15 protein-coding genes and 1 other annotated feature are annotated in these 17,338 nt (G+C 42.6%); of the genes, 2 read left to right on the top strand and 13 right to left on the bottom strand.

Annotated features, from left to right (window positions below; translation table 11 throughout):
- Positions 1–30: 30 nt before the first annotated feature.
- Entirely contained in the window at positions 31–1,587 is a 1,557-nt protein-coding gene (gene rny, locus Q0E08_RS04920; protein ID WP_294777576.1) for a ribonuclease Y, read from the bottom strand.
- Positions 1,588–1,834: 247 nt separating this feature from the next.
- Positions 1,835–2,033: a binding site (T-box leader), on the top strand.
- A gap of 35 nt (positions 2,034–2,068) precedes the next feature.
- Between rny and thrS the strand changes: the two genes are divergently transcribed.
- Entirely contained in the window at positions 2,069–4,009 is a 1,941-nt protein-coding gene (gene thrS / locus Q0E08_RS04915; RefSeq protein WP_294777749.1) for a threonine--tRNA ligase, read from the top strand.
- A gap of 45 nt (positions 4,010–4,054) precedes the next feature.
- On the opposite strand, the gene larC is transcribed toward thrS, so the two are convergent.
- Both larC and larB read right to left on the bottom strand, forming a co-directional pair.
- Positions 4,055–5,179: a nickel pincer cofactor biosynthesis protein LarC gene (gene larC / locus Q0E08_RS04910; protein ID WP_294777575.1), complete on the bottom strand. Its 1,125-nt coding sequence runs from the start codon at positions 5,177–5,179 to the stop codon at positions 4,055–4,057.
- Positions 5,180–5,182: 3 nt separating this feature from the next.
- Positions 5,183–5,932 (bottom strand): nickel pincer cofactor biosynthesis protein LarB, encoded by a 750-nt coding sequence (larB, locus tag Q0E08_RS04905; RefSeq protein ID WP_294777574.1) that lies wholly within the window; start codon positions 5,930–5,932, stop codon positions 5,183–5,185.
- Positions 5,933–6,208: 276 nt separating this feature from the next.
- Here larB and Q0E08_RS04900 point away from each other — a divergent pair, with 276 nt between their 5' ends.
- Positions 6,209–7,489, top strand: a complete 1,281-nt coding sequence (locus tag Q0E08_RS04900; RefSeq protein ID WP_294777573.1) for an O-acetylhomoserine aminocarboxypropyltransferase/cysteine synthase family protein — start codon at positions 6,209–6,211, stop codon at positions 7,487–7,489.
- A 72-nt stretch (positions 7,490–7,561) separates the two neighbouring features.
- On the opposite strand, the gene hypE is transcribed toward Q0E08_RS04900, so the two are convergent.
- From hypE to Q0E08_RS04850, 10 genes are read right to left on the bottom strand one after another with little or no spacing between them, the layout of a single operon-like run.
- Positions 7,562–8,539, bottom strand: a complete 978-nt coding sequence (gene hypE / locus Q0E08_RS04895; RefSeq protein ID WP_294777572.1) for a hydrogenase expression/formation protein HypE — start codon at positions 8,537–8,539, stop codon at positions 7,562–7,564.
- A gap of 4 nt (positions 8,540–8,543) precedes the next feature.
- Complete coding sequence (hypD, locus tag Q0E08_RS04890; protein WP_294777571.1) at positions 8,544–9,581, bottom strand: hydrogenase formation protein HypD; 1,038 nt, start codon at positions 9,579–9,581, stop codon at positions 8,544–8,546.
- Positions 9,578–9,796: a HypC/HybG/HupF family hydrogenase formation chaperone gene (locus Q0E08_RS04885; RefSeq protein ID WP_276973556.1), complete on the bottom strand. Its 219-nt coding sequence runs from the start codon at positions 9,794–9,796 to the stop codon at positions 9,578–9,580. The genes hypD and Q0E08_RS04885 overlap by 4 nt, the downstream gene beginning before the upstream one ends.
- 2 nt (positions 9,797–9,798) lie before the next feature.
- Positions 9,799–11,865, bottom strand: a complete 2,067-nt coding sequence (gene hypF, locus Q0E08_RS04880) for a carbamoyltransferase HypF (RefSeq protein WP_294777747.1) — start codon at positions 11,863–11,865, stop codon at positions 9,799–9,801.
- Positions 11,866–11,868: 3 nt separating this feature from the next.
- Positions 11,869–12,492: a 4Fe-4S binding protein gene (locus tag Q0E08_RS04875; RefSeq protein WP_294777566.1), complete on the bottom strand. Its 624-nt coding sequence runs from the start codon at positions 12,490–12,492 to the stop codon at positions 11,869–11,871.
- Between the two features lie 13 nt (positions 12,493–12,505).
- The gene (locus Q0E08_RS04870; protein WP_294777564.1) at positions 12,506–13,585 is read right to left on the bottom strand and encodes a nickel-dependent hydrogenase large subunit; all 1,080 of its coding nucleotides are present in this window, start codon (positions 13,583–13,585) and stop codon (positions 12,506–12,508) included.
- Positions 13,578–13,964 carry an NADH-quinone oxidoreductase subunit C gene (locus Q0E08_RS04865; RefSeq protein WP_294777562.1) on the bottom strand — a complete coding sequence of 129 codons (387 nt, stop codon included), beginning with the start codon at positions 13,962–13,964 and terminating at the stop codon, positions 13,578–13,580. Before Q0E08_RS04865 ends, Q0E08_RS04870 begins: the two co-directional genes overlap by 8 nt.
- A complete protein-coding gene (locus tag Q0E08_RS04860) occupies positions 13,957–14,421 on the bottom strand; it encodes an NADH-quinone oxidoreductase subunit B family protein (RefSeq protein WP_294777560.1) in 465 nt (154 codons plus the stop codon). Before Q0E08_RS04860 ends, Q0E08_RS04865 begins: the two co-directional genes overlap by 8 nt.
- On the bottom strand, positions 14,422–15,315 hold the full coding sequence (locus Q0E08_RS04855) for a respiratory chain complex I subunit 1 family protein (protein ID WP_294777558.1): 894 nt from the start codon (positions 15,313–15,315) through the stop codon (positions 14,422–14,424).
- The gene (locus tag Q0E08_RS04850; protein WP_294777556.1) at positions 15,315–17,294 is read right to left on the bottom strand and encodes an NADH-quinone oxidoreductase subunit L; all 1,980 of its coding nucleotides are present in this window, start codon (positions 17,292–17,294) and stop codon (positions 15,315–15,317) included. The genes Q0E08_RS04855 and Q0E08_RS04850 overlap by 1 nt, the downstream gene beginning before the upstream one ends.
- Between the last annotated feature and the right edge of the window lie 44 nt (positions 17,295–17,338).

Below are 17,338 nucleotides of genomic sequence, written 5' to 3'. Positions count from 1 at the left end.
AACCCTATTGAATGTAATAGTTAATTTATACTATTTTGCAACATCTGAGTGTCGGCTTTCACGGATGATATTAACCTTGATTTGACCCGGATATTCCATTTCCTCTTCAATTTTCTTTGCAATTTCATGTGCAATGTATGGCATTTTTTGGTCAGAGATAACATCCGGCTTAACCATAACTCTTACTTCACGGCCTGCTTGAATAGCATATGCTTTTTCAACACCGTTAAAGCTTGTGGATATTTCTTCAAGCTGTTGCAAACGCTTGATGTAGTGCTCGATGTTTTCTCTTCTTGCACCCGGTCTTGAAGCGGAAACCGCATCGGCAGCCTGTACAAGACAGGCAACTATTGTCTTGCATTCAACATCACCGTGGTGAGCCTGAATTGCGTGAACAACAGCTTCGTTTTCTTTGTATTTTCTTGCGTATTCAACACCAAGGGCAACGTGGCTTCCTTCCATCTCGTGGTCAAGAGCCTTGCCTATATCGTGAAGAAGACCTGCTCTTCTTGCAAGCTTTTCATCGGCTCCGAGTTCGGCAGCCATAAGACCTGCAATGTACGATACTTCAAGTGAGTGTTTAAGTACGCTTTGTCCGTATGATGTACGGTATTTGAGTTTACCTAAAAGTTTTACAAGCTCAGGATGGACAGAACCGCAGTTGGCACTGATAACGGCTTTCTCACCCTCTGCTTTGATTGTTTGATTGATTTCTCTCTTTGACTTTTCGTACATCTCTTCAATTCTTGTAGGATGAATACGACCGTCTTGAATCAATCTTTCAAGTGTAAGGCGGGCGATTTCTCGTCTTACAGGGTCAAATGAACTTACTGTGATAGCTTCCGGCGTGTCGTCGATAATGAGTTCAACACCGGTGATTTTTTCGATAGAGCGGATGTTACGACCCTCTCTGCCTATGATGCGTCCCTTGATTTCGTCTGACGGAAGCGAAACAACCGATACGGTGGTTTCGGCGGTGTGGTCAGCCGCACAACGCTGAATAGCAGTACCGATGATTTCTCTTGCGATTACATCGCTTTGGTCCTTAATCATCTGTTCGTGCTCAAGAATTCTCTTGCTTTTTTCAATATCAAGTTCGGATTCAAGCGAGCTCATAAGCTGAGCTTTTGCATCCTCTTGTGATAAGCCCGAAATTCTTTCAAGCATATCAAACTGACTTTTCTTGATGCCATCGATTTCAAGTAATTTGTCATCTGCCGACTTAATTTTTTCACTTAAACTTTCATTTTTCTTTTCCAGAGTGTCAGCTCTTTTATCAAGATATTCTTCACGCTGGTTAAGTCTTTTTTCTTGTTTTTGAACTTCGTTTCTTCTTTCGCGGATTTCTTTGTCTGCGTCCGAACGAAGCTTGTGTATTTCGTCTTTTGTTTCCAAAAGCTGAGTTTTCTTTGTGTTCTCCGCTTCTGAAAGAGCATTATTCAAAATTTTTGTTGCCTGTTCTGTAGCATCACCGATTTTTGCTGTGTCCGATTTTCCTCTTTTGGTATATCCGAACAAAAATCCGAGTACGGCAAAAAGCACTGCACATATAACGGCAATAATTATAGTAATAACAATACTTATCATATCAATAGCACCTCCTTCTGTTCTAAATTTTTACATAATTGTTAATTTCATCAGAAAAGGTACAGTTTTATGCAATTTTGACATTTGTAAGTCCCATATACAATAGGTTTATATACAGAATGTCACAAATATAATACTTCAATATATAGTATTTGTCAAGAAAATATTTTGAGTACGGTACTGTGTTTAGAGATTGAAAAAATGTTACTTGACAAACAAAATCAACAGTGCTATTATACTTTTAAAAGCAAAAACTTTGATGAGGACACGGCATTCTTTGCAAGATTTCAGAGAGCATCCGGCAGGTGAAAGGATGTATCAAACATAGTCTGTTACCACCTCTGAGTACCTTTAATACAGGTCGGGTGCTCCCGTTACAGAGCGTTGAGCGGCGATATTTTTTATCGCAATTCAGGTGGAACCGTGGATATTTATTCACCCTGTTTATCAGGGTGTTTTTTTATTTTTAAGGAGGAATGAGATTATGAAAATCACATTAAAAGACGGCTCTGTTTTAGAGTATAACGAAGCAAAAACGGCTGCCGACATCACAAAAGACATTTCTATGGGACTTTTCAGAAACGCAACCTGTTGCAAAATCAACGGCGAAGTTAAAGATTTGAGAACAGTTATTGATACCGACGCAAGCCTCGAAATACTCACATTTGATGATGAGGACGGCAGAAAGGCATTTAACCACACCGCCTCTCATATTATGGCACAGGCTGTTAAACGCCTTTATCCTGAAGCAAAACTTACTATCGGCCCTGCTATTGATAACGGTTTCTATTATGACTTCGATGTTGAAAAGTCATTCTCACCTGAAGATTTGGCAAAGATCGAAGCCGAAATGAAGAAAATTGTTAAGGAAAATCCTGAAATTAAGAGATTTGAACTTCCTGTTGACGAAGCAATTGCTCTTATGGAAAGTAAGAATGAGCCTTATAAGATTGAACTTATCAAGGAACACGCAGAAAAAGGCGAACCGATCAGTTTTTATGAGCAAGGCGAATTTACAGAACTTTGTGCCGGCCCTCACCTTATGGATATGAAGGTTGTAAAGGCATTTAAGCTTACACAGTGCACAGGTGCTTACTGGAGAGGCGATGAGAAAAACAAGATGCTTTGCCGTGTTTACGGTACCGCATTCCCTAAGGCTTCAATGCTTGAAGAACATCTTGCCGCTCTTGAAGAGGCTAAAAAGCGTGACCACAACAAACTCGGCAGAGAGCTTGAACTCTTCACAACAGTTGATTACATCGGTCAGGGCTTGCCTATTCTTCTTCCAAAGGGTACAAAGATTATCCAAACTCTCCAGCGTTGGGTAGAGGACGAGGAAGAAAAGAGAGGTTGGTTGCTTACAAAAACTCCTCTTATGGCAAAATCGGACCTTTATAAGATTTCAGGTCACTGGGACCACTATAAGGAGGGTATGTTCGTTCTCGGTGATGAAGAAAAGGACAAGGAAGTATTCGCACTTCGTCCTATGACTTGCCCGTTCCAGTATCAGGCATATCTCAACAGAGCAAGATCATACCGTGACCTTCCGCTCAGATATGACGAAACATCAACTCTTTTCCGTAACGAGGCATCGGGCGAAATGCACGGTCTTATCCGTGTTCGTCAGTTCACAATTTCAGAGGGTCACTTGATGTGCCGTCCCGATCAGCTTGAGGACGAATTCAAGGCTTGTCTTGAGCTCACAAACTATATGATGGAAGTTTTGGGACTCAAAGAGGATTTGACCTATCGTTTCTCACAGTGGGACCCTGAAGATACAGAAAAGTATATCGGCACAAAAGAGCAGTGGGATGAAGCACAGGGCGTTATGAAAACTATCCTTGACGACCTCGGCATTGATTATAAAATCGGTATCGGCGAAGCTGCTTTCTACGGACCTAAGCTTGATATTCAAATCAAAAATGTATTCGGCAAGGAAGACACCCTTGTTACTATTCAAATCGACCAAATGCTTGCAGAAAAGTTCGGTATGGAATATGTAGATAAGGACGGTCAAAAGAAAAATCCATATATCATTCACAGAACTTCAATCGGTTGCTATGAGAGAACTCTTGCTCTCCTTATCGAGAAGTATGCAGGTGCATTCCCGACTTGGCTTTCTCCTGTTCAGGTTAAGTTCCTTCCTGTTGCAGACAGACATCAGGATTATTGCCGTGAGGTTATGTCAAAACTTCAGGCAGCAGGCGTTCGCTGCGAACTTGATGACAGAAGTGAAAAGACAGGTTTCAAGATTCGTTCCGCACAAATGGAGAAAGTTCCTTATATGATTATTGTTGGTGATAAGGACATTGAAGCAAACACAATTTCTGTTCGTTCAAGAAAGAACGGTGACGAGGGTGCAACCTCTGTTGACGAATTCCTTTCAAGAATCGTAACCGAAATCGCAACAAAAGCAAGATAATACAGCACAAACCCCTGTAAAGAGAAAATCTTTACAGGGGCGTTTTTATTTTTCAATCATTTTTCTTGCTTCAAAAACCGAGATGTCGTTTTCTTCCGCAATTTTTACAATATCGTCAAATTCAATTTTTTCGGTTTGTGTGCCGTAGCCGTGCGAACGCTTGATGCGAACACCGTTTTTTTCGTATATTTTTCTGTCGAGAATTGCACGAACACACTCAATTTGCCTTATGCCAAGCGTTGTTGTGTGTTTGAACATCTGGATTGTAAGTTCGTCTTTGTCGGCAGGGGAGCAGATAACCGTAAATTCAAAGGCGGGTCTGCTCTTTTTCATAATAATCGGCTTGATGTATGCGTCTTTTGCACCGAGGGCGAGCATTTTGTTCAGTGCATATCCAAGTTCCTCTCCCGTCATATCGTCGATTTGACAGCGAAGTTCAAACACCGTGTCGGTGTCGCTTTCTTTGATAAAAGCTCTTATGATGTTCGGCTTTTCAAAGTCTTTTGTGCCTGCACCGTAGCCGACTTTTTCGTATTCGCCGTTTGAAGCGGAAAACTCGTTTGCAAAAAATTTGACAAGTGCCACGCCTGTCGGAGTTGTCAGCTCACTTTTTATGTCGCCCGTAAAGCACGGTATCGTACTTAATAGTTCCGCAGTTGCAGGAGCAGGAACAGGCATAATTCCGTGTGCTGTTTTGACTTCGCCAAAGCCTGTTGCAATCGGTGAGCACACGGTTTTGTCAATTTGCAAATAATCAATCAGCAAACAGCACGCGGTGATGTCGATTATGGCATCCTTTGCACCGACTTCGTGCAAGTGAACATCGGCAACCGTTGTGCCGTGCACCTTGCTTTCTGCCTCGGCAATAAGTTTGTACACAGCTTTTGCATTTTCCTTGACTTGTTGCGGCAGGTCAAAACTGTCAATAATATTGTATATTTCGGATATGCTCGTGTGAGTGTGTCCGTCTTTTTTTATATTAACATCAAATTTTGATGCTTTGATACCGTTTTTTGTTGTAGTATTTAGGCTTACGGTTACATCGCTTAATAATGTATTTAATTTATTTATTATATATTCTTTATCTTTTTCATTAAGAGTGTCGAGCAGAGAAGCACAGAGCATATCGCCTGCCACACCCATATTACATTCTAAATATAAACTTTTCATATGTTATTCCAGATGATTTATCATACTTGCTATGTATGCCGCACCGAAGCCGTTGTCTATATTAACAACACTGACATTGCTTGCACAACTGTTGAGCATAGCCAAAAGAGCCGAAACTCCGCCAAAGCTTGCGCCGTAGCCAACACTTGTAGGCACAGCGATAACGGGGCAGGAGGCAAGCCCGCCTACAACACTTGCAAGTGCGCCCTCCATTCCGGCAATTGCAATAACAGCCGTTGCGTTTGCTAAAATTTCTGTTTTGTCAAGTAGTCTGTGTATTCCCGCAACGCCGACATCATACATTTCAACAACTTCGTTGCCGAATGCTTTTGCCGTGATTACCGCCTCTTTTGCACAGTACAAATCCGATGTTCCTGCACAGCAAACAACTATTTTGCCTTTTCCGTTCGGTCTTGGTATAATTCCGGCAACCGCCGTCCTTGCTTCTTCGTCATAGTCAAGCGGTATGGTTTTGTTTATATATTCTGCCTTTTCTTTGTCAATTCTTGTGATGAGCACCGTTTTTTCTCCGCTGTCAAGCAGTTTTTGTGCTATTGCTTTTATTTGCTCGGCGGTCTTGCTCTTGCCGTATATCACTTCTCCTACCCCGTGACGGAGTGAGCGTGAAGTGTCAACATTTGCAAAGCCTATATCTTCATACGGTGCAAGTTTTATTTTGTTCAGTGCTTCGGCAGGAGATAATCCGCCGTTTTTAACACTCTCTAATATATATAATAACTGTTCTTTATTCATTATATCACCTAATATCATTATCCATATAAAAGGGGTGTTGTCAAGTTTTTTGAAAAAAATACATAAAACCTATTGACATAGTGGGTTTTATAGGTTATAATGCAAACATAACAACAAAACCTACTTGTGCAGTAGGCAATAGGAGATTGGTTATGAACAATTTATTTGAACGATTGTTACGCCAAAATTTCCGTTTCGGGCGAATGTGTTTTTGCTGTTGATTTATTAAAACCGATTATTACAAAAACATTTTTAACTTGAAAGGAAATTATTATCATGGCTAATTATAAATTTGAAACATTACAACTTCATGTAGGACAGGAATCACCGGACCCGGCATCAGACGCAAGAGCAGTGCCGATTTACCAAACAACATCTTATGTTTTCCGCAACAGCGATCACGCTCAGGCAAGATTCGGTCTTGCAGATGCAGGTAATATTTACGGCAGACTTACAAACAGCACACAGGATGTTCTTGAGCAAAGACTTGCGGCTCTTGAGGGCGGTGTAGCAGGCTTGGCAACAGCTTCGGGCGCAGCGGCAATTTCTTATGTATTTCAGGCACTTGCTTCCGCAGGTGACCACATTGTAGCCGCAAAGACAATTTACGGCGGCACATACAATTATCTTGCACACACTTTTCCACACAGCGGTGTTACAACAACATTTGTTGACCCTGACGATGTTCAAAATTTTGAAGATGCAATTCAGGACAACACAAAGGCTATCTTTATTGAAACTTTGGGCAATCCAAATTCAAACATTATCGATATTAAGGCAGTTGCCGAAATCGCTCACAAGCACAACATTCCGCTTGTAGTTGACGATACATTCACAACTCCTTATCTTCTTCGTCCAATCGAACTCGGTGCGGATATTATTGCTTCATCAGCAACAAAGTTCATCGGCGGTCACGGTACAACTCTCGGCGGTATCATCGTAGACAGCGGCAAGTTTGATTGGAAAGCTTCGGGCAAGTTCCCGCAAATCGCAGATTCAAACCCAAGCTATCACGGCATCAGCTTTGTAGACGCTGTAGGTCCTGCGGCATTTGTAACTTACATTCGTGCAATCATTCTTCGTGACACAGGTGCTACAATTTCGCCTTTCAACGCATTCCTTCTTCTTCAGGGCACAGAAACACTCTCACTTCGTGTAGAGCGTCATGTTGAAAATGCAAAGAAAGTTATTAAATACCTCAACAATCATCCGCTTGTTGAAAAAGTAAATCACCCGTCACTTAACCCTAAGTATCAGGCACTTTATAACGAATATTTCCCTAACGGTGCCGGCTCAATCTTTACATTTGAAATCAAGGGCGGAGAAGCAGAAGCAAAGAAGTTCATTGACTCACTTCAAATTTTCTCAATCCTTGCAAATGTAGCAGATGTTAAGTCACTTGTTATTCACCCTGCAACAACAACTCACTCACAGCTCAGCCCTGAGGAACTTGCAGAACAAAATATCAAGCCAAACACAATCCGCCTTTCAATCGGTACAGAGCATATCGATGATATTATTGCCGACCTTGAACAGGCATTTGATAAAATTAAATAAATCCTCTCTGCATATTATGCATAAAAAAGATGAACCGTGTTTTTAATGCGGCTCATCTTTTTGTTTTGTGTATCAGCAAATTCTCGGCAATCCCTCACCGATCAGCACATTTACTTTTCTTTGTCCGCCGAGCGGAGTAATAAGCGTTACGCCGTCACCGTTTGTTACTTTGCCTATTATTGCGGCATTTTCGCCGTATTTGCTCTGTTTCATTAATTGTACCGCCTTGTCGGCTTGCTCGCTCGGTACAATCGCAACCAGCTTACCCTCGTTGCCCATATGCAAAATGTTAAGTCCCAGGATTTTTGAAAATGCCTTGACTTCATCGCTGATCGGAATTGCACTTTCTTCTATCTCAATCCCTTTGCAGGAGGCGTTTGCAAGTTCGTTGAGTACCGTTCCGAGTCCGCCTCTTGTAACATCACGCATACAGTGGAGGTCAATTCCGCCGTCAATCAGGTTTTTTACAATGTCGGTCAGCGGAGCATTGTCCGATTTTATGCTGTTTTCGATTTCCATTCTTGCAGAAAGAATTGTTGCGTGGTGGTCGCCCATAGTTCCGCTTACAATTACGCAGTCGCCGTCTTGCAAGTTTGTTGAAACGATGTTTTCGTTGTCAACAAAGCCTACACCTGCGGTGTTGATGTACACGCCGCCGTTGCCCTCGATAACCTTTGTGTCGCCGGCAACAACGGAAACTCCGGCTTCTGCCGCAGTTTCAGCCATTGATTTTGCAATGCGTTCAAGCGTTTCGGTGTCTGCACCCTCCTCGATGATGAATGCAGATGTGATGTATTTAGGCACGGCACCTCGCATAAGCAGGTCGTTTACCGTTCCGCAAACGGCTAATCTGCCGATGTCGCCGCCCTTGAAAAATAGGGGAGTCACAACAAAGCTGTCGGTTGTTATTGCGATTTTTCGGTGTCCGTCAACAACCGCACTGTCCTCCATCATATTCAGTATCGGGTTTGAAAAGCTGCGTGCAAAAATTTTGTCTATCAGCTCGCTTGTAGCCTTGCCGCCGCTTCCGTGTGATAATGTGATTTTCATATTTTTACTTCCTGTTGTTGGTTATGTAGTTGTGGCAAGTGCCCTCAATGCTCACCATACAAGCGCCTTTTGGATTTTCGGGTGTGCAGATTTTGCCGTAAAGAGGACATTCGCTTGGCTTCTTGTTGCCCGAGATAATCTCACCGCACAAGCACCCTTTTTGGTATGAATAATCATTAATAAGTTCTCGTGAACCTGCATCATATTTTGCAAATTCTTTCTTTAATGCCATTCCCGAGCCTTTTATAATGCCCAATCCTCGCCACGGTGCATCGTATTCTTCAAAATATTTGTGCACAATCTCAAACGCTTTTTCGTTTCTTTCGCTTGTCACCGCTGATTTGTAAAGGTTGATTACTTTACCTTGTCTGCGAAGTTTAATAAGTGCATATATTGATGCAAGTATTTCTTCCGCTTCAAATCCGCTGACCGCAAACGGCAAATTGTATTTTTCGGCAAGAGGCACAAATGCGTCGCTTCCTGTAATAACCGCAACATGTCCCGGAGCAATAAAGCCGTCAATCTTGTTATCGTTTTCGCAAAGCGTGGCAATAACATTCGGCATGGTTTTCAGTGCGGTCAAAAGTTGCACATTTTCTATTTTTTGTTTTATGATTTCGTCAAGCAACAGTGCATATATCGGCGTGGTGGTTTCAAATCCGACTGCCGCAAACACAAAGTTTTTGTTCGGTTCTGCTTTTGCAAGTTCAATCGTTTCCGTCGGGGAATATACCATTCTGATGTCGGCACCCTCAAACTTTATGTCTTTGAGGGCTTTTTTACTGCCCGGAACTCTAATCATATCACCGAATGTAACTATTACATTGCCGTCAAGTGCAAGTTCAATCAACTTGTCAACATAGTCCGAAACAGTAACGCATACAGGGCAACCCGGACCGCTGATAAGATGAATTTTGTCGCTTATAAGTGACGGAATAGCGTTTTCGCTGATTGATGCGGTGTGAGTTCCGCAAACTTCCATAAGCGTTATTTCTTCGCCGTCATATTCTTTGAGTGCTTTTATAACATCGTTTATGTTCATTGTCCAAGTTCCTCAAGGTCTTTGAATAGGTCAACCATATATTCCGCCTCGTTTTCGGGCAAAACCTGAATTATCAGCCCTGCGTGAACCAAAACCCAATCTCCCACCTTGCAGTCAACTATGCCTTTGTTAACCGTTGTGATGTTTGATGAGTAGTCGATTTTTGCCGTGTTTCCGTCTATTTCAATTATTTTTCCGGGTGCCGCAACACACATATTTATCCTTCTTCCCGTTCATCAAGTGCCGCAAGATATGCTTGACCGAGGCAGAGTCCTTGGTCGCCTGACGGCACTTTGTTGTTTATGTATACTTTTATGTTGTTCTGTTTTAGCAGTTCAAATGTTTTCTCTGTCAGAATTCTGTTGTTGAAACAACCACCGCTGAGCGTGACTTGATTTGCGTTGTACTTCTTCGCAATATTCAGTATCAACCTTGCAAGCATATGATGAAATCCGAGTGCAATTTCTTCCTTTGGTGCGTTTGTGTTTTTGAGTTCTTCAATTATGGCTTTTGGTGATAGGGTAGGAGTAAGCTCAAAAGCCGTGCTTGCTTTTCGTGCCGTGCGTTCAAGTGCAATGGCACATTCGCCCTCATATGAGTTGTAATGGCAAATGTCAAGCACAGCCGCCACGGCGTCAAACAGTCTGCCAATACTTGATGAGTTCACCGTGTTTATGTTGTGCTCAATCGCACTTTTGACAAGCGGATTGCTTCCGTCATAACAGGCAAGGCAGAGATCTGCATTTTTTGATATTTCATCGCTTGCAAGCATCTTTGTATATTTAAGGTGTTCAACTCTTTTTTGATTGAAAAACACCTCACCGCCCCAAATTGCACCGTCTGTGCCGTAGCCTGTGCCGTCAAACACAAAACTTAACACATCACCTTTTAGCTTGTGTTCGGCAATAACGCTGTATGCGTGTGTCAAATGGTGCTGATATTTGCCGTTTGTTTGCATTGCCGTTGATGAATAATACATCGGGTGCATATCGCAAACGGTTTTTTCGGGTGTGAAGCTGTGGAGTTTGCAAAAACGGTTAATGTTGCTTTTGTATGCTTTAAAATATTTAGCATTTTCCAAATCGCCGAAGTATTGCGACGGATAAATATAGTTGCCGTGCATTATTGCAAAACTGCTTTTTAGGTCGCCGCCAAGTGCAAGAATGTTGCTTTTTGCCTTAATTCCCGCATCTATTGCAAGCGGAACATAGCCTCTTGCACGGCGGATGAATTGCACCTTTCCTGCGTTGATTTGCACCACGCTGTCGTCAAGCGGTGTGAGTATTTCTCGGTTGTGAGATAAAATTTTCACGCCGAATTTTTTTATTTCTTCATCATCGATTATTATCGGCTCGCCCGATAAGTTTGCGCTTGTCATAATGAGCGGAGAAACCTTGTCAAGTATGAGTATTTGTATCGGATTGCACGGCAAAAACGCACCTATAAAGTCCGAATTGTCACACACACCGTGCGGGAATTCTTTTTTTGCTTTCAGTAAAACTATCGGCCGTGCAGGGGATAGCAGGAGTTCTCTCTCCTTGTCGGATATTTCGCAGTATTCGGCAATTTCGTCAATGTCCTTGAACATAACTGCAAACGGTTTTGTTTCTCTGCCTTTGATTTCACGGAGTTTCAAGGCACACTTTGTTTCGCATAGGCACGATAGGTGGTGTCCTCCTATGTCCTTGATTGCAAGGATTTCACCGTTTTTTAGCGTTTGCACGGCTTCGCCGATTGTGATATTTGTTGCAGGTCCGCAGTCGTTGCATGCAATGGTCTGTGCGTGACACCTGATGTTCTGCGGCGTTATGTATTCCTTTTTACATTTGTCACAAAGAGGGAACACGCTCATTGTGATGTTTTCTCTGTCATACGGCAGAGTGTTTATTATTGTATATCTTGCTCCGCAGTTGATACAACTTATAAACGGGTGTTTGTATCTGCGGTTGTTTTCGTCTTTAAGTTCTCGCTCACAATTCGGGCAGGTTGCCAAATCGGGAGTGATAAACGGAATTTCATTGTCGTTTGTCGAGTGAATGATTTTAAATTCCGTGCAGCTTTTGTTGTTTATTTCTTCTTCATTGTATGATGTTATGTTAAACAAGCCGATAAGGCGTCGGATAAATTCCTCCAACGCCTCATTTTCTGCCTGTGCGATAATTTCAACATTACCGCCTGTGTTTTTTACTTCGCCTTTTATGTCAAGCTCTTGTGCGAGCCTCAGGGCAGTGGGGCGAAATCCGATACCCTGAACGATACCTGAAAAGGTGTATTTTTTAGTAATGCTTTACGCTTCCTTTTTGTAGGTTACTTGTCCGCTTTCGCCGTCATCTTTTGCATAGCTCAAGCTGTGGAATTTCAAGCAAGCTTCAATGCACGCACCGCATTGCACGCATTCGTCACGGTTGATGCTCCAAGTTTTCTCGTTTCTGTCAACGGTGATGGCGTTTGACGGGCACTTCCTTGCACAAAGTCCGCAAAGAATACACTTGCTCATATCGTTTTGAATCTTGCCCGATGTCAAAGCAGATGCGTCTTTTGCTTCGGCTTTTTCTGCCTTTGGCGGTTCGGGAATCGGTTGAGAATATGAGTCAACCGTCATAGTTCTGCTTGGCTCTGTATAACCCGGTTTGATGTGCAGGCACTTTTTCGGACAACCCGAAACACAGTTTTCGCATTGCACACAACCCATTCTTTCAATAGACCAAGTTCTTGTTGCACGGTCAACCGTGATAGCACCGGATGGGCACTTTCTTTGGCACATTCCGCACATAACGCAAGCGTCTATGTCAATTTCAATGTGACCTCTTGAACGCTCCGGATAAACCGCAGGCTCGGCAGGATAATTCTTTGTAGCCGGTTTGGAAAAAAGGTTTTTCAGAGCAAAACCGGTAAAGTCCATAAGCTTCATATTCTACTCCTCCTTATCTTTCCGTACAGCTGATGCACGGGTCAATGGTGAGTACCTGCATAGGAACATCGGCAAGCTCACTGCCCGGCAAAATGTGTATGAGCGATTGAATGTTTGTAAAGGTAGGAGTACGGATTCTGAATCTTTCAAGGAATTTTGTTCCGTTTGCTTTTGCATAGTAAATCGCTTCGCCACGAGGCTGTTCTATTCTTACAAACGCTTCGCCGTTTGGGTTGCCCTTTTGCGGATTGCATATAGCACCCTGCGGCATCTTTTGAGCACATTGGCGGATGATTTCGATTGATTGGAAGATTTCGCCGATTCTTACGGCACATCTTGCATAGCCGTCACAGTCGTTTGATGTGATAATATCAAAATCAATCTTGTCGTATGCTTCATATCCTGTCTTTCTCATATCCATTTCAATGCCGCTTGCTCTTGCCATAGCACCTGCGGCACTCAGTTTGTGTGCGTCCTCTTTTGTGAGAATACCGACACCCTTGAGCCTTTTTTGAACAGAATAGTCGTTGAGGAAAACATTTGTCATCTTTCTGATGTCTTTTTCCATTCCGTTCAGTATGTCAACAAAGCTGTTAATCATACTGCTGTCCATATCTTTGAGGACACCGCCGATTTTGTTAACCGAAAAGATAACACGGCCGCCTGTCGACTCTTCAAACATATCAAGCACTTTTTCTCTCATTCTCCATGCCTGCATAAACAGTGCGTCAAAGCCGAATGCGTCGGCAAGAAGTCCGAGCCACAAAAGATGAGAATGTATACGGCTCATTTCAAACCAAAATGTACGGAGAAATTTTGCTCTTTCGGGAACTTCGGCATTGAATATTGCTTCAAGTGCTTCGCAGTAGCCGAGCCCGTGACCGAATGAACAGATGCCGCAGGTTCTTTCAACAACATATTGGTAGTCGTTAAAATCTCTTTTTTCTGCGAGCATTTCAAGTCCTCTGTGAACAAATCCGATTGACGGAACAGCCTCCACAACCTTTTCGTCTTCAAGTACAAGGTCAATGTGGATAGGTTCCGGCAAAACCGGGTGTTGAGGACCGAAAGGAATAATCGATTGTTTACTCATCCTTTTTGTCCTCCTTTCTTGTTACCGTAATTTGTTTTTTAAACGGTGTGTCTTCTTTTATTCTGTAAAACTTGTCGTGGTAGTCAATGTTCATACCGACAACTTTGACGCCCCAAAGCTCTTTGATTTCGTTTTCGTAAAGGGTTGCGGCAGGGAAGATGTCCGAAAAACTCTTAATTTCCTCGTCAATCGGCAGGTCAATCTTGTAGTTTTCCATAAGATATTCTTTGTTGACCGAGTAAATTACCTCGTTATATCCCTCAAAGGCAACGGAGCAAATTTGTGAAAGACGGTAGCCGTCCTCGTATTTCTTTTGCATAATGTCATAAAGTTCGTCTTTGGTAACCTTTGTGATTGCAAAATCGTTGTAGTTATTCATCCTTGAGTGCCTCCTTTACCTGCCTTCTCTTTTCTTTTAGCTTTTCGCTTTTTTCTTTGAGCAAGTCAAGTGATTTTACAACGCCGTCAATGATGGCTTGCGGTCTTGCGGCACAGCCCGGCACATAAATATCAACAGGAATAGCCTTGTCAACACCGCCGAGAACATTGTAGCAGTCTTTGAATACACCGCCGTTGCACGCACAGATTCCGATTGCACACACAACCTTCGGTTCCGTCATTTGTTCGTATATTTGCTTAACAACGCTTTCGTTTTGTGAGTTGACCGAGCCTGTGATAAGCAAAATATCCGCATGCTTTGGATTTCCTGTATTGATAATACCAAAGCGTTCTATGTCATATAATGGAGTTAGGCACGCAAGAACCTCGATGTCGCATCCGTTGCATGAGCTTCCGTCATAGTGCATAATCCAAGGTGATTTTGTTACATCTGCCATTTATATTACCCCCTTGCCTTTAAGCACTTCAATAACAATAAGGTTGAGCGCACCCAAAACTGCGGTAACAATCCAGGTGTTGTCAAGCATTTGTTTCCATTTGAGTCTTGCGTTTGTGTTGTCAATAAGAATTTCCGCAAAGTAGCAGATAACCATACAAACTATTGCAAGAAGCACGCTCCACGGTTTTGAATTGAGGAAGAAGAGCGACAAAAGTCCCAAAAGAAAGATGTTTTCGTACCAGTGCGAAACTTCAACAATCGCAAACATCTGACCGTTGAATTCAGTTGTGATACCCTTTACCATCTCTTGGTGAGCGTGGTGCGAGGTTGAAAGGTCAAACGGGTGCTTGCGGAGTTTGATTGTAAGGATAAATACAAATCCGAGGAAGATACCCGGCAAAAGAACGATTGCAGGTAAACTGTCGTGAGTTGCGATTTCCGACACTCTGAAGCTTCCCGATACAATGTAAAATCCGATTGCCGCAATAAGAACCATAGGCTCATATGCAAGCATCTGCACAAGTTCTCTGCTTGCACCCATAAATGCGTATGGCGAGTGACCGCTTGATGCAGCGATTACAAGGAAAATGTTTGCTGTTGTGAGTGTAAAGAGAACAAGCATAATGTCGTAGCCTGCAAAGAAAAGCAAGCCGGTTACAATGATGAAAAACAGGAACGAGAGAAGATAAAGCATCTGTACTCTGTTGATAACCTTTGTTTGCTTTTTCATAAGCTTTGCCACATCGTAAAGCGGCTGAAGAACAGGAGGACCCTGTCTGCCTTGCATTCTTGCGGTGATTTTTCTGTCAATTCCGGCAAGGAGTGCACCCAAAAACGGAGCAAGTATCAAGTAAAGTACTGCACTGATGATAGGTAAAACAATATTTTTCATTAGCACAAACCTCCTGTTACTATTGTTGCAACGGTAAATGCCGCAATTAAGAATATTGATACATAAACACTCGGTTTGTACATATGACTTTCACCGAAGATGTCTTCCATATACCAGTTTGTAAGGAATTCCTTTTTCTCGTTGCCAAACGAGTCGATAAAGCCGACTTGGTCGGGAGTACCGGCACCGTTAAAGTATCTTTCTGCTTTAGGGAACGGTCTGTTCTTTGCAATAAGAACATATGTAAGAATAGGAATAACAAAGATAAATACAACCATAAGGATTGTAAGCACAATGTTTTCGCTTGAAATAACAGCATACTCACTGTTGAATATTTTTGCCGTATACGGTTTAACTACAAATTTTGAAATGAGCGGGAACACAAATACAATAAGAATCATAAGCCCTGCGTGAGTAAAGAGCGAAGCCCACTGATTTGCCGTGATTGTGTTTTTGTGTCGCTTGTCGGCAGGATTTGATGAAAGCACGGTAGCAAGCCACTTTGACCAATAGAAAAGCGTTGTTGCCGAGCCGAAGCAAATGCAAAGCACAAGAAGAGTAGATACGATGATTTCAAGTGTGCTGCCGCTTGCAAGACCGGTGTCAACAAATGCCTTGAGTGCCGCCCATTTTGAAACGAGCATACCAAACGGAGCAAGGAACATACCTGCGATACCTACAACAAGAGTCCATGTGAGGTATGGATATCTTCTTACCAAGCCGTGCATGGTTTCTATATCTCTTGAACCTGTTTGATGCTCGATAGAACCGACTGTTTGGAATAAAAGCGATTTTGATACGGCGTGGAAAATTACAAGAAAAATTGCTGCCCAAACGGTTTCTTCCGTACCTATGCCGGCACAAGCCGTGATAAGTCCGAGGTTTGAAAGCGTTGAGTAAGCCAAAACCTTTTTACCGTCATATGCCGTGATTGCAAGCATAGACATTGCAAGGAAGGTAAGACCGCCTACAAGACCTACCATATATCCGCTGAATTCTCCGCTCATAGCCGGAGCAAGACGGATTAAAAGATAAACGCCTGCTTTAACCATTGTTGCACTGTGCAAAAGTGCCGATGACGGAGTAGGTGCAACCATTGCACCGAGCAACCATTTTGAAAACGGAAGTTGTGCACTTTTTGTAAGAGCACCGAATGAAAGACAAATTACCGGTAAAACTATAAGTGACTTGTCTTGTGTGAGTATGCTCTGCAAGTCGGTAACACCGTGGTTAATGCCGAAGATTACAATACCCACAGCCATTCCCAAACCTCCGAGAAGGTTCATCCACAAAGCTTTAAAGCAGTTGTTGATTGCTTCGCCTGTCTTTGTGTAACCGATGAGGAGGAAGGAACATACGCTTGTTACTTCCCAGAAGAAGTACAGCCAAATGAGGTTGTTTGAAAAAACAAGACCAAACATTGCACCGATGAACACATACATAATTGCAAAGAAAAAGCCTCGTCTGTCCTTAACTTCGTCACCGTGATGGTGGTGATAATCGTCCATGTATCCGCACGCATATACAGTGATAAGCGTGCCTACTACGGCAACAATCATCACCATAATGATTGTTAGCTGGTCACAATACAGGTTGTTGATTTGAACTTCAGGCTTAATTCCCGAAAATTCATACCAAAATTCAAGCCCTGTTTGTGCTATTGACAAAATTGCCGCATAGTATTTTTTGTACTTGATTGAAAGCACGGTGATGAGTATCACTAAAAATACTTCGCCGGCAACCATCAGGTAGTCAACAATTTCAACAAAAGGTACGCCGCCTATGAGCGCTTCTTCGTTGAATGTCATTTGTCCGCCGCCTAATGTGTAATAGGTTACGGTAAACATCAGAGCCGCAAAAATAATTGCGCCTGCAGATACATAGGTTATGATTTTTCTTGTCTTGTTGTTTTTTATAAGCCCTTGCAGCAATGCACTGATGAAAGGGAAACCGACAAGAAATGCAATCATAATTTCCATTTTTTTGCCTCTTTTCCTAAGAGAATCTACTCCAAAATCCTCTT

Origin of the sequence: uncultured Eubacterium sp. (genome assembly GCF_934561735.1) — a bacterium.
GTDB lineage: Bacteria > Bacillota > Clostridia > Oscillospirales > Acutalibacteraceae > Eubacterium_R.
The sequence above is the reverse complement of the archived record's forward strand: the minus strand, read 5'-3'. Positions and strand labels throughout refer to the sequence as shown.

Excerpts from the sequence above, each read along its gene's own strand:
- Q0E08_RS04875 (WP_294777566.1), bottom strand. The coding sequence starts at position 12,492 with ATGAAGCTTATGGACTTTACCGGTTTTGCTCTGAAAAACCTTTTTTCC.
- Q0E08_RS04900 (WP_294777573.1), top strand. The coding sequence starts at position 6,209 with ATGGCTAATTATAAATTTGAAACATTACAACTTCATGTAGGACAGGAA.
- Q0E08_RS04865 (WP_294777562.1), bottom strand. The coding sequence starts at position 13,964 with ATGAATAACTACAACGATTTTGCAATCACAAAGGTTACCAAAGACGAA.
- hypE (WP_294777572.1), bottom strand. The coding sequence starts at position 8,539 with ATGAAAATCACATTATCACACGGAAGCGGCGGCAAGGCTACAAGCGAG.
- Q0E08_RS04850 (WP_294777556.1), bottom strand. The coding sequence starts at position 17,294 with ATGGAAATTATGATTGCATTTCTTGTCGGTTTCCCTTTCATCAGTGCA.
- larB (WP_294777574.1), bottom strand. The coding sequence starts at position 5,932 with ATGAATAAAGAACAGTTATTATATATATTAGAGAGTGTTAAAAACGGC.
- Q0E08_RS04870 (WP_294777564.1), bottom strand. The coding sequence starts at position 13,585 with ATGAGTAAACAATCGATTATTCCTTTCGGTCCTCAACACCCGGTTTTG.
- larC (WP_294777575.1), bottom strand. The coding sequence starts at position 5,179 with ATGAAAAGTTTATATTTAGAATGTAATATGGGTGTGGCAGGCGATATG.
- Q0E08_RS04860 (WP_294777560.1), bottom strand. The coding sequence starts at position 14,421 with ATGGCAGATGTAACAAAATCACCTTGGATTATGCACTATGACGGAAGC.
- hypD (WP_294777571.1), bottom strand. The coding sequence starts at position 9,581 with ATGAACATAAACGATGTTATAAAAGCACTCAAAGAATATGACGGCGAA.
- Q0E08_RS04855 (WP_294777558.1), bottom strand. The coding sequence starts at position 15,315 with ATGAAAAATATTGTTTTACCTATCATCAGTGCAGTACTTTACTTGATA.
- Q0E08_RS04885 (WP_276973556.1), bottom strand. The coding sequence starts at position 9,796 with ATGTGTGTTGCGGCACCCGGAAAAATAATTGAAATAGACGGAAACACG.
- rny (WP_294777576.1), bottom strand. The coding sequence starts at position 1,587 with ATGATAAGTATTGTTATTACTATAATTATTGCCGTTATATGTGCAGTG.